General features: G+C 37.2%; 21 protein-coding genes and 1 pseudogene. 5 read left to right on the top strand and 17 right to left on the bottom strand.

Going from position 1 to position 21,120, the window contains the following annotated elements:
* Nucleotides 1–44: 44 nt before the first annotated feature.
* Together IGI37_RS18150 and IGI37_RS18155 are read right to left on the bottom strand one after the other, a co-directional pair.
* Nucleotides 45–767: a YebC/PmpR family DNA-binding transcriptional regulator gene (locus IGI37_RS18150; RefSeq protein ID WP_438763461.1), complete on the bottom strand. Its 723-nt coding sequence runs from the start codon at nt 765–767 to the stop codon at nt 45–47.
* Between the two features lie 186 nt (nt 768–953).
* Nucleotides 954–1,463, bottom strand: a complete 510-nt coding sequence (locus IGI37_RS18155; RefSeq protein WP_438763462.1) for a VanZ family protein — start codon at nt 1,461–1,463, stop codon at nt 954–956.
* A 114-nt stretch (nt 1,464–1,577) separates the two neighbouring features.
* Here IGI37_RS18155 and IGI37_RS18160 point away from each other — a divergent pair, with 114 nt between their 5' ends.
* Complete coding sequence (locus IGI37_RS18160) at nt 1,578–3,386, top strand: M3 family oligoendopeptidase (protein WP_438763463.1); 1,809 nt, start codon at nt 1,578–1,580, stop codon at nt 3,384–3,386.
* 83 nt (nt 3,387–3,469) lie between these two features.
* On the opposite strand, the gene IGI37_RS18165 is transcribed toward IGI37_RS18160, so the two are convergent.
* The 13 genes and pseudogenes from IGI37_RS18165 to IGI37_RS18225 form a co-directional block, all read right to left on the bottom strand.
* On the bottom strand, nt 3,470–4,177 hold the full coding sequence (locus IGI37_RS18165; protein ID WP_438763688.1) for a transposase: 708 nt from the start codon (nt 4,175–4,177) through the stop codon (nt 3,470–3,472).
* Nucleotides 4,126–4,464 (bottom strand): transposase, encoded by a 339-nt coding sequence (locus IGI37_RS18170; protein WP_438763689.1) that lies wholly within the window; start codon nt 4,462–4,464, stop codon nt 4,126–4,128. Before IGI37_RS18170 ends, IGI37_RS18165 begins: the two co-directional genes overlap by 52 nt.
* 488 nt (nt 4,465–4,952) lie before the next feature.
* Nucleotides 4,953–6,293, bottom strand: coding sequence for a peptidoglycan DD-metalloendopeptidase family protein (locus tag IGI37_RS18175; protein WP_438763464.1), 1,341 nt, complete (start codon nt 6,291–6,293; stop codon nt 4,953–4,955).
* 989 nt (nt 6,294–7,282) lie between these two features.
* Entirely contained in the window at nt 7,283–8,605 is a 1,323-nt protein-coding gene (locus tag IGI37_RS18180; protein ID WP_438763465.1) for a C40 family peptidase, read from the bottom strand.
* A 235-nt stretch (nt 8,606–8,840) separates the two neighbouring features.
* Nucleotides 8,841–9,350, bottom strand: a complete 510-nt coding sequence (mreD, locus tag IGI37_RS18185) for a rod shape-determining protein MreD (protein ID WP_438763466.1) — start codon at nt 9,348–9,350, stop codon at nt 8,841–8,843.
* Nucleotides 9,351–9,354: 4 nt separating this feature from the next.
* Complete coding sequence (gene mreC, locus IGI37_RS18190) at nt 9,355–10,212, bottom strand: rod shape-determining protein MreC (RefSeq protein WP_438763467.1); 858 nt, start codon at nt 10,210–10,212, stop codon at nt 9,355–9,357.
* A gap of 269 nt (nt 10,213–10,481) precedes the next feature.
* Nucleotides 10,482–10,622 carry a hypothetical protein gene (locus IGI37_RS18195; protein ID WP_438763468.1) on the bottom strand — a complete coding sequence of 47 codons (141 nt, stop codon included), beginning with the start codon at nt 10,620–10,622 and terminating at the stop codon, nt 10,482–10,484.
* A gap of 114 nt (nt 10,623–10,736) precedes the next feature.
* Nucleotides 10,737–10,910, bottom strand: a complete 174-nt coding sequence (locus IGI37_RS18200; protein WP_438763469.1) for a hypothetical protein — start codon at nt 10,908–10,910, stop codon at nt 10,737–10,739.
* Between the two features lie 128 nt (nt 10,911–11,038).
* Nucleotides 11,039–11,173: pseudogene (locus tag IGI37_RS18205) on the bottom strand (transposase); the annotation flags it as partial.
* A gap of 427 nt (nt 11,174–11,600) precedes the next feature.
* Nucleotides 11,601–12,221, bottom strand: a complete 621-nt coding sequence (locus IGI37_RS18210) for an alpha/beta fold hydrolase (RefSeq protein ID WP_438763470.1) — start codon at nt 12,219–12,221, stop codon at nt 11,601–11,603.
* Between the two features lie 219 nt (nt 12,222–12,440).
* Nucleotides 12,441–12,635, bottom strand: coding sequence for a hypothetical protein (locus IGI37_RS18215; RefSeq protein WP_438763472.1), 195 nt, complete (start codon nt 12,633–12,635; stop codon nt 12,441–12,443).
* A 152-nt stretch (nt 12,636–12,787) separates the two neighbouring features.
* Nucleotides 12,788–13,396: a hypothetical protein gene (locus IGI37_RS18220; protein WP_438763473.1), complete on the bottom strand. Its 609-nt coding sequence runs from the start codon at nt 13,394–13,396 to the stop codon at nt 12,788–12,790.
* 54 nt (nt 13,397–13,450) lie between these two features.
* Complete coding sequence (locus tag IGI37_RS18225) at nt 13,451–14,026, bottom strand: recombinase family protein (RefSeq protein WP_438763474.1); 576 nt, start codon at nt 14,024–14,026, stop codon at nt 13,451–13,453.
* A 322-nt stretch (nt 14,027–14,348) separates the two neighbouring features.
* On the opposite strand from IGI37_RS18225, the gene IGI37_RS18230 reads away from it, so the two are divergent.
* The 4 genes from IGI37_RS18230 (at nt 14,349) to tnpC (ending at nt 16,760) form a co-directional block, all read left to right on the top strand.
* Entirely contained in the window at nt 14,349–14,441 is a 93-nt protein-coding gene (locus IGI37_RS18230; protein WP_438763475.1) for a type I toxin-antitoxin system Fst family toxin, read from the top strand.
* Nucleotides 14,442–14,512: 71 nt separating this feature from the next.
* Complete coding sequence (locus tag IGI37_RS18235; RefSeq protein WP_438760623.1) at nt 14,513–14,695, top strand: hypothetical protein; 183 nt, start codon at nt 14,513–14,515, stop codon at nt 14,693–14,695.
* Between the two features lies 1 nt (nt 14,696).
* Nucleotides 14,697–15,050, top strand: coding sequence for an IS66 family insertion sequence element accessory protein TnpB (gene tnpB, locus IGI37_RS18240; protein WP_438759491.1), 354 nt, complete (start codon nt 14,697–14,699; stop codon nt 15,048–15,050).
* A gap of 117 nt (nt 15,051–15,167) precedes the next feature.
* A complete protein-coding gene (gene tnpC, locus IGI37_RS18245; RefSeq protein ID WP_438763647.1) occupies nt 15,168–16,760 on the top strand; it encodes an IS66 family transposase in 1,593 nt (530 codons plus the stop codon).
* A gap of 197 nt (nt 16,761–16,957) precedes the next feature.
* On the opposite strand, the gene icd is transcribed toward tnpC, so the two are convergent.
* Together icd and acnA are read right to left on the bottom strand one after the other, a co-directional pair.
* Complete coding sequence (icd, locus tag IGI37_RS18250; RefSeq protein ID WP_438763476.1) at nt 16,958–18,232, bottom strand: NADP-dependent isocitrate dehydrogenase; 1,275 nt, start codon at nt 18,230–18,232, stop codon at nt 16,958–16,960.
* Between the two features lie 107 nt (nt 18,233–18,339).
* The gene (gene acnA / locus IGI37_RS18255; protein ID WP_438763477.1) at nt 18,340–21,033 is read right to left on the bottom strand and encodes an aconitate hydratase AcnA; all 2,694 of its coding nucleotides are present in this window, start codon (nt 21,031–21,033) and stop codon (nt 18,340–18,342) included.
* Nucleotides 21,034–21,120 lie beyond the last annotated feature (87 nt).

Consider the following 21,120-nt stretch of genomic DNA (forward strand, 5'->3'; position numbering starts at 1 on the left):
CAAGGTAGAATCGCCCTACTTTTAAGAGAGTTTGTCTTTATCTATTATTCCGCTGACGTAAATACTTCAGAAACATCATCATCGTCTTCTAATTTATCAACAAGTCGATCGAGCTTAGCTTGTTGTTCCTCTGTTAAAGGAACCGTGTTTTGCGGAACCATCGTCAATTCTGCTTGAGCCAAAGTAAACTCTGCGTTCTCTAACCAATCTCTGACCTTAACAAAGTCTTCGGGCGCTGTATAAATCTCAAATACTTCAGAAGAGACAATCAAATCCTCTGCTCCGGCTTCTAACACATCTTCAAACATTTGGTCCTCATCAATAGTCAAATTCTCTCTTTCAATGGCCAAATAGCCCTTGCGATCAAATAGATAATTTACCGAACCCGTCTCACCCAGAGAACCACCATTTCTAGTAAAGGCGACACGCACATTTGTTGCTGTCCGATTACGGTTATCCGTCAGTGTATGCACAAGGATTGCAACCCCTCCTGGACCATACCCTTCATAAGTAATTTCATCATAGTTGGTACTATCCGCTGAGCTATCGGCCTTTTTGATTGCTCGATCAATGTTATCGTTAGGCATATTCGCAGCTTTTGCTTTGTCTACAGCTAATCGCAAGGCAGGATTTAATGCTGGATCGAGTCCACCTGCTTTAGCCGCCATATACACTTCGCGGGAAAGCTTTTGAAAAATCTTTCCACGTTTTGCGTCTTGTGCATTTTTTCTTCCTTGAATATTACTCCACTTACTATGTCCCGACATTCTAACTTCATCCTCTCAATCAGTGAATCACTCTTCACTATTCTTTTGTTTTTGAATTGAACTTCGATACGTCAAACATGCGGCCCCTTATTCAGACAGCGTACACTTTACTTTTTGTACGACTCACTTTACTTCCCTTTCATTATACAACTTCTTTGATGTTCTAAACACTCAAAAGGTGACTGTTTATCGTTTTCTCTTGTTCCATGTATAAACAATGAGACAGATGGCAACTGCCGTCAACGCACCACAAGAATCTAAAGCGACATCTTGAAATAGTGGTGAACGTCCCCCTGTCATCATTTGATGAAATTCATCAAGTCCTGCATAACCGGTTGCACATAACCAAGCTAAAATAGCTGGCAACCATCTTACCTTCAATCTCGGATAAAGTCCTAAAAAGAGACTACCACTCATTAGAAAATAGGTGCCAAAATGAGCGCCTTTACGAATGAAAAATTCGACAAATTTAAAATAGCCACTTGCCTTTATACTAACCTCATCTCCTGCATAGACAAATGAAACAGTTTTAAAAAAATCTTTAAAGGGTTCATTTTTCAAAAGTTTACCTAATAGAGAGATTTGCGACTGTTGTTCATAGGTTTGTGAAGAACTGTAAAATAGGATAGCCATGACAAAAAAAGCGACCCCTAGATAAAAATTACCATTCTTCATTTGTTTTTTTATTGCTTTCATAATTCACCTCAACTCTATCTTACCAATTTTTAAAAAAAGAACAATCTTTTCCATAATTTTATTGATATACTATATACTAGTAGTAAATAAACTTTTTTTGAAGGGAGTATGTTTATGTCTTATTCAGTAATTTGGGACTTAGAATCAATTTTTCCAGGAGGTAGCGATTCTCCTGCTCTAAAACAACGTTTAGAAAAACTCGCTGAACAAATCGAAGAACAACAAACAAAGATTAACGCATGGCGCCCTGAAGCGGATGCTAATTATCAAGGACTTGTAGAAATCATCCAATTAGCCGAGGGAATTTCTGAAGGCTTCGGCCAGTGCGGAAGCTTTATTAACGCATTGAGTTCAGCCAATGTCAATGACACAAAAGCAAAAATTCTATATGGCGATCTAAACAACCTATTGCCACAATTCCAATTATCTCAAACGATTTTTTCTAAAAAATTAACGACTATTTCTGATGCTGATTGGGCTACCTTAACTGCCACTGAAGCTCTTTCACCACTCGCATTTCGTCTAAGTGAGATTCGTCGTGATGGCAGTGAATTACTTTCAGAAGCGGAAGAAAATATCATTAATACTCTTTCTCTTGATGGACTAAACGCTTGGAGCTCACACTATGATACAATCGTTGCTTCCGTTGAAATTCCTTTTACGGATGAAGAAGGAAATACCGTTGCTCTTTCAGCAGGCCAAGCATTCAACAAAATGATGGGTGATCCTGATGCTGCGGTTCGAAAAGAATTGTTTGAAAAATGGGAAGCTGCTTGGTCTGAAAAAGCACCTCTCTTCTCAGACACATTAAATCACCTAGATGGATTCCGTCTTTCAACCTATAAGTTACACGGCGTGACTGATTATCTAAAAAAACCACTAGAATATAACCGTCTACAAAAAGAAACATTGGATGTGATGTGGGATACGATTCAAAAAAATAAACAGCCAATCATTGATTTCTTAACGAGAAAAGCACAACTATTCGGAAAAGAGAAGATGGAATGGCAAGACCAGGATGCACCAATCATCTTAGGTGATTTAAAAGAAAAAACGTACACCTTTGATCAAGCAGCGGAATTTATCATTGAAAACTTTGAAAAATTTAGTCCAAAAATGGCGACCTTTGCTAAAAAAGCTTTTGATAATAGTTGGATTGAAGCAGAAGACCGTCCTGGAAAACGTCCGGGTGGTTACTGTACTGGCTTACCAGAATCACAAGAGTCACGTATTTTTATGACATATAGTAACTCTGTCAACGAAGTAGCAACTTTAGCTCATGAATTGGGCCATGCGTTTCATAGTGACGTCATGTGGGATCTTCCTGAATTGAATCGTGACTATGCCATGAATGTTGCTGAAACAGCTAGTACCTTTGCTGAATTAATTGTCGCTGACGCTACCTTAAAAGAAGCACAGACAAAAGAAGAAAAAATCAACTTACTTGATACAAAAATGCAAAACGCAATTGCCATGTTTATGAACATTCATGCTCGTTTTATTTTTGAAAATAGCTTTTATCAAGCTCGTCAAAAAGGCTTGGTATCAGAAGAGGAAATTACTGAATTAATGGTTGCCGCACAAAAAGAAAGCTACCAAGATAGTTTAGCTAGTTACCACCCTCATTTCTGGGCAGCAAAACTACATTTCTTTATTGATGACGTGCCATTTTATAACTTCCCTTACACATTTGGTTATCTCTTTAGTATGGGAATTTACGCATACGCTGACCAACAAGGAAGCAGCTTTGAGGACCAATATATTGCTTTGTTAAGAGATACTGCCTCAATGACGACAGAAGAGTTGGCTAAAAAGCACTTAAATGTTGATTTAACAAAACCTGACTTCTGGCAAGCTGGTATTGACCGCGTCCTAGGGGATATTCAAGAATTCTTAGCGTTAACAGAAGACTACATTAAATAGACTCCTTCAAAGAGTTTACGAAAGAACGAAGAGACTACTCAACTTGGGAAGTCTCTTCGTTTTTTTGTCCACATATCAGCTAGTCAGCTTCTACGTGGAGATAAAAAAAGTAGCGCTTGGGACATAAGTCTTAAGACAAAATAAAACAGAAGACCGAAAATCATAAAAATGATTTTTAGTCTTCTGTTTTTTAGTTTCTTAGGAGAATCCTTCTTATTTTCTAGTTTACTTAGCCTATATTTCCTTAAATTTACTGCCATTAACGCGAAGCCAATTTCATTGTGTGTCTGCTGTTTCCCTCGAACAGAGAACCGAGTGAAGCCTAAACAAGCCTTCAAATGTCCGAAAGCAGGTTCGACGTCAATTTTTCGTTGACGATAGAGTTTACCTGTTTCTTCTTCTGAAAGTAGCTGTTGAATCGTTGCTTTAAAGGATTCCCAGTTCATGTTCTTTTGGATTTCACGATTCTTGTCACTCTCTGCTTTTGTACACTGACTTCGAAGAGGACAATTCGAGCAGTCTTCACATTCATATCGTTTTAAATACCGTTTAAACCCATACTTATCTGTACGAATCGAATAATTTCGAAAATTCATTTTCCGTCCGTCAGGGCAAAGAAACGTATCGTCTAATTCCTGATACGACCAGTTTGCGGGAAGAAATGGATTTTGTTTAAATTTTTTCTTTTGTTCTTTATGATACATGGCATAAGTAATGAGTGGTGTTCGCTCATGGTCTTCTAAAACTGCTTGATAGTTTTCTTCTCCCCCGTAGCCGGCATCTGCGACAATATAAGTTGCAGTTCAAAGAAACGCTCCTTTAAAGTAGCTAAAAAAGGGCGCAGTGTCCGTGTATCTGTTGGGTTTGGGAAAAGATCATAGCCTAAAATGTACTGACTATTCGTAGCGATTTGAAGATTATAACCTGCTTTTAACTGACCATTTTTCATGTGATCGTCTTTCATGCGCATAAAAGTGGCATCTGGATCCGTTCTAGAGTAGCTGTTTCGTTGACCTAGAAGCTGTCTATGTTTTTGATAAGCACCTTTTCTTTCTTTGAAGTTCTGAAATAATTTCATGATTTTTTTCGGAACTTTTCGCTTTGTACGAAGCTTTTTTCTAGTGTTTCCATCTTCTTCTTGTTCAATTTTATCTGTAAACTTATCTACGACTTGGATAAGTTGTTCTTCAACCTGACCTAATTCAGTGACAGAGAGTTCAATTTCAGGAATAACTTGATTTTTTACCAATTCATCATAAAGAAAAGTTGATTCTTCAGTCAGTTTTTTTATCAAAGTTATCAATGGATTTTCTCCAAACAAAAGTATATTTATTGGCGTTGGCTTCAATTTTTGTGTCATCGATAAAAATGGCTTCTTCATCGATTATTTGTGGTATAATTTTTAAACATAAGAACACCTCGCTTGTTTATTTGTGTAGTTACTTTTATTCTAGCAAAAGTGTTCTTATTTTTGTACAACAAAATAATCCAGATACCAATCAAGTTGATTAGTATCTGGATTTTTCGTTAGGACTTATGTCCCAAGCTCTACTTTTTAAATTTAGTTTATAATCCTAACAAAGGTGCTGGGTTTACAAATCCTGACCATAAAGCAGTTGAGATTCCGAAGTGTAGATGGACACCTGTAGAATTCCCCGTTGTTCCCATACCACCAAGAACTGTTCCTGCACTAACTGATTGTCCGTTAGAAACATTAAAGCTACTTAAATGCATATAGTATGAGTAATAACCATCAGGATGTTGAATAATCACATGATTTCCTGCTGACCAGTGGAAACCAGCCTCTACAACTGTTCCACCTTTTGATGCAAAGACAGGTGTTCCAGATGAGCCAGCAAAATCGACGCCATCATGGAATGAACCTGAGCTACCTGTTGGGTCCACTCGGTTACCATACGGGCTTGTAATTACTAACGAAGATAATGGTGCTTGCCAACCGCCACCTGTTGCTGGTGGTGGCGTAGATGTCCCTGGATCAACTGTATCATTCGTATCTCCAGCAGGCGGTGTAGTATTATTATCATCGACTGTTTTTCCTGTATCTTGACTTGGCGTTTGATTCTGATCTTGTGCTTGATTTTGATTTTGTTCTTGTTCTTTGGCTGCTGCTTCTGCCGCTGCTTTTTGTTTTGCTTCGGCTTCTGCAGCTACTTTACGGGCAGCTTCTTCTTTTGCTTTTTGTTCAGCTAACGCTTTAAGCTCAGCTTCACGCTTTCTTTCAGCTTCAGCTTTTTGTGCCTCAAATTTTTGTTTTTGGCTTTTTTCTGTAGCTAAAGAAGCAGAAAGTTCATTGATCTGTACTTCTTGATCTAATTTAGCTGCTACTAAATCTTCTTGTTTTTGTTTTAACTCTTCTGTCTTCTCTGTAATCACGACTAAACGTTCTTCAGATTCTTTTTGTAAGACTTCAAGTTTTTCTTTATCTTTTGTTTGTTCTTGCATAATGTCGTTATTTGCTTTAATCAGCGTATTTACAGCAATTGCTTTTTCAATCGCTTCATTTACTGATTTTGATTCAACGACAATATCAATAATTGAACCCGCACCTTGGTTTGTTTGGACATCCCGTGCTTGGCTTTGAATTTGTTCATCACGTTTTGCAATGACCACTTTTAGTTCTTCAATTTCTTTATTTAAATCTGTTAGTTTTTGTTCTTCATCATTTTTCTTTTTAAGAATAGCTAATACGTCGTTCTCAATTTGTGCAACATTTGCTTCAATTGCTGCTAACTCTGCTTGAGCTGCGTTTTGATTATTCTGGATTGTCTCAATCTTTGCATTTTGTTCTTTGATCTTATCGTCTAGCTCATCTGCATTTGCAACAAGTGGTCCAGAAAGAATAGCCAAAAGAATGCTGACTGTCACGACTCTCTTCAATTTAATCATGATTACCCTCACTTTAGTAATAATAAAATTAACAAGATTAAGTTTAGTCAAACAATGTGTGTTTTATGTGAAGATTGCGATTTTCATTAAAAAAAGTGTTATATTTAATCTAATTGACATATAACATAAACTTTTATTACAAGGAAATGACAAACTATAATGATTTTAGGCGTCCAACTGACTTCTTTCTATAGACTCTTTTTTATAGACTTCCACTTGCTAACTACTCTTCTCTCTAGTCGTAATCTTCACTTTCAGGATACTAAAAATACTAAAGCAGAACAGTTATTAAACTTATTTAGTAAGCTTTTGCTTACTTATTTTGGATTGAAAATCCCTCCCACTTTGAGCTGTTTTCCATTCTTATCATAAAAACTAATAATGATTTTTTTATACTCTCTGGTAAAATAGAAAGACAAAAGAGGCTGGGGGCATAACTCAAAAAGTTATGCCCATGTTCCTATTTCCCGAATAAACGGTGGGCACAGAAGCAACGCCATCTGCACGTTGTTCCGCTCTCAACAACTTCTACGCATGGGGCATGCTAGAGTTGAAGGTTCAAAAAATAAGCTGAAATTGCTGTGAAACACTATTTACAAAGTAAATAGATGTAGAACAGTACCTACCTGGTCACAAAAATTTGAAGAGCACCACGTAGGAATCAATCAACATCGAAAGAAAGGCTTTCGTGTTTCTTGTCATTTTCGTGAATCCCCTCTTATTGCTGTAAAACACAACGAAGTATGAGTTGATGTTGCACAGTACCTACCCGGTTCTCGGAGTTAAACACTTCTGTCCCAACCTCATATTATAGAGCCAAAACACTCTAGTCCTGTAAGGCTCATTGATCCTGCCAGATAATGGACAGTGACGACTCTCTTCAATTTCACCTTCATCTATACTCTATGCTAACGCTGATTCGTCTCTCAAAACCTAAAAACTCCCGATACAAAATTGTATCGGGAGTTAATCTTAATCATTAAAATTTCTTACATGCGAACTGCGAAGTCTGGAGCATACCATGCATATGAACCAATTTTTACATTTTCACCTGGTTGTGGTGCATGGATATACTGGCCACCACCTAAGGCAATTGCTACATGATGAGTGCCTCCTTGAGGACCCCAGAATAATAAATCTCCTGGTTGCGCGTCATTAATAGAGATTCTTGTTCCTGCTGATTCTTGAGGAACTGTCCAACCACCAATCTCGCGTCCAGTTGCTTGTCTATAAACATAGCTAGTAAACCCAGAACAGTCAAAACCACTTGGTGTTTTTCCGCCCCATACATAAGGTACACCAATGTATTTGTAAGCTTCTGCAACAACTGCTGCGCCAGTTCCTGATCCTGCTGGAGGAGTTACTGGTGTAGTTGGTTTTTGTTCCACTACGTTGTTATCTGGAGTCGTTGGTGTTGACGGTGTCTCACCTACATTACCATCACCTGTACTTGGCTCAGTTTGTGTACCTGTTGACGGATTATCCGTCGGTGTTTCGCTAGGTGTCGTCCCTTGTTCTGTAGAAGGTGTAGCAGGTGTTTCTGTTTTTTCAGCTGCTTCTTTTTCTGCTTGGGCTGCTGCAGCTGCTCTTGCTTCTTCTGCACGTTTCGCTTCTTCTTGTACACGTTTTTGTTCAGCAATAGCTGCTTCTTTTTGTTTGTTTAAATCAGATTTTTTATCTTCTGCAGTTGCTTGTTCAGCAGCTAGAGTTGTTGTCAACACGTTTAGGTCTGCTTGTTTTCCAATAAGCTCGCCTTTTTGGTTTTCTAACTCTGCTTGGTTTGCAGCGATTTCTTCTAATTGTTTTTTGTTTTCAGCTTGTTTTGCTTCAACATCTTCTTTATCTTGCTTTTGTTGTTCGACTAAATCATTGTTGGCTTGAACGATTGTGTTCATCGCTTGAACGCGTCCAATTGCATCTGTGAATGAATCAGCATTTAACACAGCATCGATAAAGTTTGAGCTTCCGCCGTTCACTTGTACGTCACGGGCTTGGCTTGTAATTGCATCTTCACGTTTTGCAATTCGTTCTTTCAAGTTTTCAATCTCCGCTTTTAAGGCATCAGACTTTTTAAATAAATCTTTTTGTTTTGCTAATAAGTCTTCTGCTTTTCCGTTGATTGTATCTACTTCTGCTTGTAAAGAACTAATTTGTGATTGAACGTCTGCTTGTTGATTTTGCAAGTCTGAAATTTTTTGGTTTTGCTCAGCAATTTGATCATCTAAACTATCTGCTGTAGCCACTAATGGGCTTGCAACTGTAGTAAGTGCTAAAGAACAAATCATGACTGTTGACAATAAACTCTTTTTCAATGTTTTATTCCTCCGACTGGTTTCATTTATTTATAAAAATCTAAAATTTGTTTAAATCTTTCTTAACAACACTAAGATAATAACATAGCAGTATTTCAGACAGATAATAGTAATATTACAAAAACATTTCATTTCGAATGCCTACGTTTATTATAAAAAACAAGCGTTCCAAAACCCTTGTTACATATAGCTTTGTTTAAATAGAAAAAATTAATATTTTTTCAAAAAAAAGAAGCTATTCGATGACGAACAACTTCCTGAATGGAACAATCAACAATACAAAGAGGCCCATGTTCAAAAGTAGCGTTGGTGCAAGGTACTGTGCAATAAACACACTGCCATCAATAATTGCCAATTTGAATATAAATTGAATCACTAATGAGATGACTTCAAAGCTTGTTATAAAGATGATGTAACCAAAAAAGATGGTAAACACATTCGTATTAATCGTTTTGGCTAAAGCATACATACACAATACGGTGACTGGTAAAGCAACGGAGAAAATCCCAATCACACCGATATAGTAACTGTCATAAATGATTCCTATAATGATGGTTGTTATAATCATAAAACGTCTTGGTAAAGTCATACAGCCGCACAAAACGGCCAACAGAAGAATGTGAACATTGGCTAAGTAACCACCATTTGACCAAATCCCGACAGAACGCGTTAATTGTCCGTCAATTAACATCAATAAGAAAAAAACGGCAGGCGCGTAATATTTAACATATTCTTTTCGTAACATAGCTTTATCCTTCCCCTGCTAAACGTTTGATGATTGTGACGACTGAAATATCATACATCTCTGCATAAGGTTTGACGTAAACTTGGCGATCTAAGCCGAAACTATCGGGTTCAATTTTGACCACTGTGCCAATCTGCAAATCTGCTGGAGAATTGCCACCTAGCCCTGAGGTTTGAACAACATCGCCCTCTTTGATTTTAGTATTCCCTGTTAATTGTGTGACGATCAACGTTTTTGTTTTTTCATCATAATTTCGTAATAAGCCAAACGCGTCTCCTTCTTTGGAACTAATCTTTATCGGAAAATGATTAGAGTTTTCGTTTCCGGAGGTCAGTAATTCAATTTTTGAGGAGCCTATATTGACTTCTGTTACACGGCCAATTAATCCATGACCAGACATGACTGCCATATTGACTTCTACACCATCTGCTGTCCCTTTATCGACAATTAACGTGTCTTGCCAACTGTCAGGAGAACGTGTTACGACATTTGCTGTAACTTTTTCGTAACTAGTTAGTGTCTGATTTAAAGAAAGTTCTTCTTTTAGGGAGGCAATCTCTTTTTCGTTGTTATTATTTTTTTGTTTCATCACATCATAATCATCCAGCTTCTTTTTCAACTGCTCATTTTCGCTGTACGTATTAAATAAATTTTCAATAGATGCGGCACTATTCTTTATAAAACGACCTGGCGTGGACACCACTTTATCAACCACGGACACCGTGTCATTCATAATCGCTTGGACAATATTGGTTTTTCCATCATTCGCTCGTTTGGCAGCCGTTATACTGATAACAGTCACCACAAGAATGACGATAATTAACGTGATAATTATATTTTTATTGGGGTTGAATTTCTTCACAAGAACACCTCGAATTATTTAAACTGATAACCCTCATTCTACCACTAATTATTCTTAAACAAAAGAAAAGTAAATGTTCTTAAGTTTTTTTTTAGTAAATAGGAAAAAGAGGTTACTGCATAAAAATATAACAACTGATACTATTTTAACTACGGGAACTATATTGAATAGAAACATTGAGCAAACAACTATCATAGCAATCAGTGATATAAAAAGTACTTGAAAAACATTTTTCAAAATAAATTCCTCCTAATCTTTTTTGAGAACTATCATCTCGTGCTCAACATAGCATAGATGAGCCATGCAGTTGCCACTACTAACCCTATGATAATTGGGCTAAAAATCAACATAACCATCCCTAAAATCATTTTATCAATTGGCAAATCTTCTTTTTGATTTTTATCGTTCACGCTTTACCTCTTTCAATAGTTTTTGCGAATCCGAGCAAATGTCGCACAAGAGACACGTACGTCGGTACTAAAACCCGAATGATATTCGCCTTCAGTAATTTCCGCTGTTCGGAATTAATCGTTTTTAAGAATTTCGTCAAATTCCTGTTCACTAATTTCTACGGCTTTTCCATTTGTAAAATATTTTTTGTAGTCCACAACTATAAATTTTCGAAAAGGTGCATTTTCTTCTATTTTAAAGACTAGTTCTTTACTTTGACTTAAACCTACTGATAAAAAATTATTCATTCCGAACAGATCATCAGTATTAAAGATATTACAAAAATGCACTTTAACGGCTACTTGTTTCAATTTTTTTGTTTTACAGGTAACAAATACTCATGTTCAAATAAGTTCATCAAGTTTCCTCCTACTGATAGCTTTCGAAGAATTTTACCAATATCTCTTCTCAACTGTCCATAGATTACCTTTCTCCTATATTTTGGAGTAAAAACAATGTGATACTTACAATTCCAGCGAGTATGTTCTAAACTTTTATCGTCATTAGACATAAAGAAACTCCTTTCGGGTTGAAATAGCGGTTGGTAGCCTCTATTTAGTATACCGAAAGGAGTTTCTTATCGCTAAAGCTACTTCATCCACGCGCAGTACGCGTGTTTTTTTTTGTTTCAATCCTTTGGGATTGAAACTGACTAAAGTCAATAATATAAAAGATAAGTTATACCTTAATTATTTAAGGTATAACTTATCTTTTGTTTGTTTAGTCTTAAAATATTATATAGACTCTAAAAAAATCATTTGAGCAGAAGTAATTCTAAAATCATAATTTGTCATTCCGGTATTCGTCCATGGTAACTCTTCTTTCCCTGTTAGATAACGTTTTATATCCATTGGTTGAATGAGAAGGACGATAACTGAAGAGATACCAAAAAATCACTCATTTTTTGAAATTATCTAATAAATTTTTGCTACTATTTTTTATGAAATAAAGTTATTGATTATATCTGAAAATATTAAAGGCTTATTTTTATTTAACTCGTGTTTACCATCGTAGATTTTATGGAATTCTGAATTTTTTATCAGGCGACTCATTTTCACAGAATGCTTCAAGTTAATTTTATCATCTTCTCCGCATATTATTAAAGTTGACTTTGCTAATTTAGGTAACTGATGTTCTAAATTAGTATGCATAGAGTTCATAAAATGAATAACTTGTCTCCGATTTAAACCTATTTTTTTAAATTGAGATTTAGGTAAAATTAGAAGTACCATTAATTGAATAAAGTTAATAAAACGAGGAATAGGCTTATAAATTCCCCCTGCTACAATAATTCCTTTGAGGTTTGCATTATTTTTTTGGGTAGCATACATCAAAGCTAATAAACCACCCAAAGATAATCCACATAAAAAGAAAGGCTCTTCTATTTTATCCAGCTCATTTTCTATAGTTTTATACAAATCATTCAATGTAAAAAATTCGTTTAGGTCGTTATGTTCAAATAAATTCCAAATAAGAATATCTGCACTCACATTATTTATAAATTCCTCCCAATCATTTGAATTCTGCCCAAATCCATGTAATATAACTAGTTTAGTCATAATATAATCCTTTCAATGTATTCAATTTTTAATTATTTATTTAATTGTAACATGAACTAGCTTGGTACAACGCTATTTATGTGAAATAAATCAATTAAGAAATAATCGTTTTTGATGTTGTTCGGATAAATAAGCTTGTCCAACTACCAGCTGTAAATTGTCATTCGTCTTTAAGGGGAATCACCTGGAAGATTCACAGCATTTTCCCGAGAACTTTCTCTAAGATTCCGAACCATCTTTTTGAGAAAACTTCTTAGCATTTTTTTTATATTCTAAGACAAAACCGAGTGCATTTATAAATGTAACAAGTAGCATTCCCCACCCAAAATAAGATAAGTTACTATTCTCTAAATAGATACCTAAAACATTAAGAATTGCTCCAATAATTGATAAAATTGCATTACTAGTTTTCATTTTTTGACCTCTTTCTCATTGTTTTTGCGAATCTGAACAAACGGTGCACCAAATTAAACATAATGGTACTAAAACTCGAATGATTTTCAGCTTTAGGAATTTGAAATGTTCGGAATTAATCCTTTTTGAGAATAATTAATATCAACTGTTCATCATTCAAATAATAAGTTCAAATCACATTGTATACTATCTTCTATAGAAATATTTTTGTTTTCAAGTAGTAGCTTTAAATAGTTAGTAACTCTAAAAACATAATCACTTAAATCATATAAGTCTTTATAAGTGAAATTTCCGATAACATTTTGACTATTCTTTGAAATATGAACATCGTTATGAGCAATGACTTTGTCTCTGTATTTCTTAATTTCTTCTACTTTTGGTAATTGTGAGTCAAGTTCATTTTTAAAACTATTCAATTGCTTTTTTACTGATTGGAAAGTGATCTTATTAAGGTCACGAAATTCATCATCTGTAATTGCTACATAATGATTATTTATCTTTTTCGCATTATTTATTGCTGTATTCAAATGGTTATGAATGTTATATTTTCCATTTTGATCATAACTACGACAAATCGTAGATATATAAGTGAATCGTAGACAGTAATATGAACTATTGAAAAATTTCCATGCTTTTTTAAATTCATTATAGTTTGTAGATTTTAGATTAATAATTGCTTGCATACTATTCAGATACCTTTTTACATTAATCCCTTCTCTTAAAAGAAATTCGTTTCGTTCTTTAATCTCATCAATATTCATATGTCAGTATTCCTTTCACTTCTTGTTGGTTTATTTTAGATATCAAGCATGCAACTATTGATCATAGTGATTTGTTTTTCTCGCATTTAGATACCTGTAGAGTGTTGCTGAACTAACTCCAGTCATTTCTCTGATATCTTTCAAAGAATATTGTTTTGTATCATACAAACTAATTGCTTGTTTAACTTTCTTTGAATTTAATTTTGGACGTCCTCCAACACGCCCTCTGGCTCGAGCACTTTTAAGACCTTCTTTTGTTCTTTCTACAATTAGATCTCTCTCAAATTGTGAGAAGGCTTGAAAAACAGTTAACATCAATTTTCCTTGGGGGGTGGTCGTGTCAAAGTTTTCCTTATCACTAATGAGCTTCACTTTTTTCATTGAAAAGAAGTCCACCAAATCTATTAAGTCCTTTGTGCTCCTTCCTAATCGGCTCCAGCTCTCAACAACAACTGTATCCCCTTCACGAACGCTTTCCTTCAATTTATTTAATTGTGGCCTATCTGCCTTTGTTCCAGAAATTTTTTCAGTCATAATTTTATTACACTGGTATTTTTCTAATATATCTAATTGTCTAGCCAATTCTTGTGATTGGGTACTGACTCGTGCATATCCATATGTGTAATTCATGCTTTCACCTCACATATATTATATCACAAAGGGGAGTTTTCGATACATAGATATTGATATAAGTTTTGAGAAAGAAAAGAGATTTTTTTAAAGGATTTTCATCCTCTATCTTTTCTTTCTCATAAACAGTCGTTTTTAAGAAAAATTCATTTTCAGTTAAATTTTAAAAATGTGCCTGTCGTATGGTATTAGTTTGTAAAATGTATTTGATTTAGATATACAATATACTTCTTTTTATTTTTAAGTAGGATTTTATTTTCTTAAATCTGCTATAATAAACTGTCGCCTATCTGACAGTCTTGCGACTGAAGGAGGTGTCTTTATGATTGAATGGTTCATTTGCCCCCTTCTTGTTGGAGTGTTAGTCTCTTTATTTGATTATTGGTTGAATAATCGAAACAAGGTAAGTGCCTAATAACTAGGTACCTATAATTAAGCAACACCTCCGAGTATACTTGGCTTAACAAGTAAATTGGAGGTGTTTGTTTGACCAAGACAAACGAAATTGTACCCATTCAGATTCATACACAGCCAGACCAGAAACAAAATCAGAAAGTAGCGAGTGCGAAGCTAGCTGCACGAATAAAAAGAAAAGATGGCTCTGAAATACATCTTTATAATGGTATCAGTAGTTATATTCTTGCCGCAGTGCTTAGGGAGTTGAGATGACGTGCTTCTTGATTTCACTAAAGTAAAGAACTTGTATATCGTCACTGGGAAAACAGACCTTCGTCGTGGAATTGACGGATTGGCGAGTCTCATCCAACAAGAGTACGAGCTAGATGTTTATTCAGATGCCCTCTTCCTTTTTTGCGGTAATCGATGTGATCGTTTCAAAATTTTGTATTGGGATGGTGACGGCTTCCTCTTATGTTATAAAAGGATTCAAGATGGCCGACTCAAGTGGCCTAGAAAAAAAGAAGAGGTTCGACAACTAACTAGTCAACAAATTCGTTGGTTATTTGAAGGGTTGGACATCGATCAACCCAGGGCGATAAAGCCAGGGAAAAGAGGCCAATTCTAATAGATAAAAACCGTAATAAACATTGATTTAATGCGGTTTTTATCTGTTTTTTTGTTCTAAAAAATGGTATAATAAAGGGAAGGAAAATAGATAGAATGGTGGTGGATTTTTTTGGATATATCGACAGATGTAAGTTCAACAAATAACGTTGAGATTGATGTAAATGTCTTACTTGAACTTTTAAAAAATCAGACTGAAACGATTGATTCTCTAAAGAAAACCAACCAAGCATTAACCACCGAAATTCAACTACTGAATGAAAAACTCAACTACTTTATGAATCGCCAATTCGGGCGCTCAAAGGAAACTATTTCCTCAGATGTTAGTGGTCAATTAAATTTATTCACAGAGGAACTCGAAGAGGCCTCTATATTTACCGTACCCAAAGAAGAAAAACCGGCCCCTGAAAAAAAGTCTAAAAGGAAGAGTGGCCAAAAAGCTGAGAAAATCGCGCACCTTCCTTTAACTGAAATACACCATGAACTTCCACAAGAAGAACGTTCTTGTGAACAGTGTGGTACTCAAATGATTGATATCGGTACAACAAAATTACGTGAAGAGGTCCGATTCCATCAAGCAATGTTGGATCGATTGGCTCACATTCAACACACTTATTGTTGTAAGGCATGTGAAAAGGCAGATGTTTCTTCCTATAAGAAGGCACCTGTTCCTAAACCAGTCGTCCCAAATAGTTTAGGCTCAAACAGTATTATTGCGGAAACAATCCGTCTAAAATTCGGTCAAAAAAGTCCAGCGAATCGCCAAGAAATTTATTGGCGAGAAACACTCGGACTCGATATCTCACGCGATAATATGACAAACTGGCATATCAAAGCTTGTCATCATGCGTTAGATCCGGTTGCCGAACGATTCAAACATTATTTGAATCAAGAAGAGATTCTTCATGCAGACGAGACGAGCTATCAAGTGATTCAGAGTAAAAAAGCAAAAACCTATTACTGGCTCTTCTCAACCGGGAAACATAGTGCACAGCCTATTGCCTATTACCATCATGCAGAGTCTAAATCTGGGACAGTACCGAAAGAGTTTTTGTCTGACTTTAAGGGGTATCTTCATTGTGATGGCTATGCAGGGTATAATTATGTAACGGATGTGAAGCTCGTCTATTGCCTTGCGCACGCACGTCGAAAGTTTTTTGAAGCCATTCCAAAAAATGGTAAGGCCGAACATACGCCAGCAGTTGTCGCTGTGAAAATGCTTGACATCTGGTTCGAGCTGGAACGTAAATGGAAGGAAGTCACCATTGAGGATCGTTTTGATAAGCGTCAAGCTTATCTGAAGCCATTAGTGAATAACTTTTATGAATGGTTAGATACGTTCGTTGCCGTCCCCAAATCGAAGCTAGCGAACGCCGTTGAATATGTACGGAAGATACGAAGCGGTTTTGAGCGAATCTTTGAGGATGGACGATTGGAATTAAGTAATAATTTGGCCGAGCGTCACATAAAAGAGCTGGTGATTGGGCGAAAAAATTACATGCATTCCTGTAGTTTAGAAGGCGCACGAACATCAGGCGTGATTTTGAGTATCTATCGAACGGCAGTGGCTAATGGTCTCGACCCGATTCGGTATATAGAATTCCTATTTGATCGCGTGCCAAATATGGAGACGCTATCAGATGAAGGGTTAGATGCCTTACTTCCTTGGAAACCAGACGTTCAAGCTTTATGTACAACCACTTACAAATAGACCAAATAACCTAAGCTTAGTATAAGACTTGGGTTATTTGGCGTGTAGGTACTATTTTATTAGGCACTTACAAAAAGAGACCTCTTCTCATAAAGATTCACTGAGAGGCCTCTTTTAAACGGGTTCTATTTTCGTGCTTGTTCTGCCTATTACTTGTCTTTTTGATTTCTGACTTTTTAAATTTTTACTAGAACCGACTAGCCTTTCATTTTCTCAATGATACGGTCCGCAAACTCTGAACATTTCACTTGGGTAGCACCTTCCATCAAACGAGCAAAATCGTATGTCACTTCTTTTTGTTCAATTGTCTTTTCTAAAGCCGCCACAATTTTATCTGCGGCCTCTTTCCATCCAATATGTTCGAGCATTAGCGTACCCGATAAAATAACAGAAGAAGGATTCACCTTATCCAGCCCCGCATATTTTGGTGCCGTTCCATGTGTTGCCTCAAACAAGGCATGTCCTGTTCGATAATTGATGTTTGCCCCAGGAGCAATCCCGATGCCGCCCACTTGAGCAGCCAAGGCATCTGAAATGTAATCGCCGTTTAGATTCATCGTAGCGACGACATCAAATTCTTTTGGTCGAGTTAAGATTTGTTGTAAAAAGATGTCGGCAATCGAATCCTTTATAATGACTTTTCCCGCTTCTCCCGCCTCTTTTTGTGCTTTATCAGCTGCCGCAGCACCTTTTGTTTTTTTAATCTTATCATACTGGTTCCAAGTAAATACTTGATCACCATACTCTCGTTCCGCTAATTCATATCCCCAGTTTTTAAAGGCGCCTTCTGTATATTTCATAATATTGCCTTTATGGACTAGCGTAACCGTTGGACGTTTATGTTCAATCGCATAGTCAATAGCAGAGCGAATTAAACGCTCTGAGCCCTCTTTTGACACAGGTTTAACGCCTATTCCACTGGTTTCTGGAAAACGAATCTGTGTAATTTCTAGTTCGTTTTGTAGAAAAGCGATTAACTTCTTTGCTTTTTCAGAGCCTTCTGGAAACTCAATTCCAGCATAAATGTCTTCGGTATTTTCTCTAAAAATAACCATATCAACTAATTCTGGATGTTTGACAGGTGAGGGAACGCCCGAAAAATGTCTCACTGGACGAAGACATACATACAAATCCAACTCTTGGCGCAACGCCACATTTAATGAGCGCATCCCGCCACCTATAGGCGTGGTTAAAGGACCTTTGATTGCAATTAAGTATTCATTGATAGTCGCAAGTGTTTTCTTAGGCAACCATTCTCCTGTTTCTTCAAATGCTTTTTCGCCAGCCAGAACTTCTAACCAATTAATTTTTCTCTGGCCTTTATAGACAATCGCCACCGCCTCATCGAATACACGAACCGCAGCCTGCCAAATATCTGGTCCAATCCCATCGCCAATAATATAAGGAATCGTGGGCTGATTAGGTGTTTCTAGCCCTGTTGAAGTCATTTTAATTTTATCCGTTTGTGTCATAATTTCACTCCTCCTCTATGCTCTGTTACGTTAAAGAAATATTTCCAACTCGCTGATTCTAATCACCGTTAGGATCACGAATTTGGGACATAATTTCCAAGAACTTCTTAGTGCTGTGTCTTTTTACGAATCACCATTGGCAAAATCCCTTGGTGTTGGTAATACCGAATATCTGCTTGTGCATCAAATCGAACCTTCGCCATAAATTCTAGACACTCGCCAGTTACTTTTCTGGCACTTACCTTCACAAGCTCCCCAATTCCGACATCTGGTGTTAAATGGATGGTGAACGCCTCTGTCCCTGTCAGGCCTAATGTTTCAGCAGTCTCGCCGTCTCTATATTGAAGAGGTAAAACACCCATCATCACTAAATTAGAACGGTGAATACGTTCAAAGCTTTCAGCAATGACTGCTTTTACGCCCAATAAGCTTGTTCCTTTTGCTGCCCAATCTCTAGAAGAACCCATGCCGTAGTCTTTGCCTGCCAAAACAATTAAGCCTCGTGCTTCTTTTTTGTATCTTTGGGCTGCCTCATAGATGGTAATAACCTCTCCAGTTGGAAAATGAGTCGTATAACTCCCTTCCGTTCCTATAGCTAGTTGATTTTTGATGCGAATGTTCCCAAATGTCCCTCTCATCATTACTTCATGATTGCCCCTGCGTGAGCCAAATGAATTAAAGTCTTTAGGCACAACTCCTTGGTCAATCAAATAGGAGCCCGCCGCCGAACGCATCGCAATCGCTCCAGCAGGTGAAATATGGTCTGTCGTCACTGAGTCCCCAAATTTCGCAAGTGCGGTTAACTCATGCAACGTTTGGATTTCAATTGGTTTGGCCGACATCTCTTCAAAATAAGGAGGATTAGCAATATACGTTGATTCTTGATCCCAATTATATAGGGCTTCTGAAGTCGTCGGAATCTTATTCCAATCCTCATTGGCCTCAAAAACTTCCGCGTAATATTTTTTAAATAAGCTAGGTGTCACATAGGTTTCTACATAGTTCTGAATTTCTGCATGCTCCGGCCAAATATCTGACAAATACACCGGTTGCCCCTTTTGATTTGTCCCAACAGGTTCATTCAACAGATCTTTTGTCACCGTTCCAGCCAACGCATAAGCAACAACTATCGGAGGCGAAGCTAAATAATTCGCCTTGACTAACGGATGAATTCGCCCTTCAAAATTTCGATTCCCACTCAAAACGGAAGCGACCAACAGATTCGACTCTTGAATCTTTTCAGTTATTTCAGGAGATAAAGGACCTGAATTTCCAATACACGTCGTACAACCATAACCAACAACAGCAAAGCCAAGTGCTTCAAGATAAGGCATCAGTCCTGCGTCTTCTAAGTAACCTGTCACCACCTTTGAACCTGGTGCTAAAGAGGTTTTGACTGTCGGAGAAACGCGCAAGCCACACTCAACTGCTTTTTTTGCTAAAAGGCCGGCTGCAAGCATCACATAAGGATTCGACGTATTTGTACAGCTGGTAATCGCCGCAATCGCTAAGTCTCCTGTACCAAGCACTCTTTCACTGTTTTCTATCACCACAGTAGTTTGTTTATCCAACTCTTCTACCGGTAATCCAAAACCTTGGTTGCCTTCTGGTGCTGTAACGGATGCCACAAATTGGGCGGCCATCTCCCCCACCGGAATCAAATCTTGCGGACGTTTTGGACCAGATAAATTCGTTGAAATAGTCGTTAAATCGACCGTTAAAATTTTTGTATAACTAGGAACCTTTGTTTCGTCATAGAAAAGGTGATTTGCCTTAGCATAGGTCTCGGTTAACTGAACCTGTTTCGTATCACGCCCGGTCAACTGCATATACGTGAGGGTCTCCTCATCGATTGGGAAAAAACCACAAGTTGCGCCATATTCAGGTGCCATATTAGCAATCGTCGCGCGATCCGCTAAACTCAGCTCTTTTAACCCTGCACCGAAAAACTCGACAAACTTTCCGACAACTTTTTCTTCTCGTAGGAGCTGGGTCACACGAATCGCCACATCTGTTGCTGTAGCGCCCACTTGTAATGCCCCTTTGAGTTCTACACCAATCACTTCTGGAATTGGAAAATAGGAAGGTTCACCTAACATCCCTGCTTCTGCCTCGATTCCCCCAACGCCCCAGCCTAAAACGCCAATACCATTAATCATTGTGGTATGTGAATCCGTTCCTACCAAGCTATCAGGGAAAATTTCTTTTCCTTCACCTACTGTTTTTGTCACGATTACATCTGACAAAAATTCAATATTTACTTGATGGATAATACCTGTTGAGGGTGGGACAACACGATAGTTATCAAACGAATTTTGTGCCCACTTTAAAAACTCATATCGTTCATAATTTCGTTCAAATTCTAGTTTTGCATTGGCTGCTAAGGCTTGTGGTGTCCCTGCATAGTCAACCTGCACCGAATGATCGACGACTAAATCAACTGGAATCTCTGGATTAATCTGATCAGGATTTCCTCCTAGTCGAACGACCGCCTCACGCATAGAAGCTAAATCAACGATGGCTGGTACACCAGTGAAATCTTGGAGAACCACTCTTGTTGGCTTAAAGGGGATTTCACCTGTCGCTGTTTGATCCGCCCAACGTGCAAGCACTTGAATCGTTTCTTCTGTAATATCTAGGCCGTCCTCTTGTCTAATTAGCGACTCTAATAAAATCCGAATGCTATACGGCAGCTTATCGATAGCGACATCTAGAGAATCAGTGACCTTTTTCAGCTCATAATAAGTATACGCAGTTCCTTGAAAATCTAATGTTTGTTGTGCAATTTGTTTACTTTTCATTTTCCCACTCCTTACTTAGCCTATTCATAAAACTCAGTATACCTATTTTATTCCTCATTGTAAATTAATCTTTATCATTTCATTTTA

Origin of the sequence: Enterococcus sp. AZ194 (assembly GCF_051713825.1) — a bacterium.
Lineage (GTDB): Bacteria > Bacillota > Bacilli > Lactobacillales > Enterococcaceae > Enterococcus_K.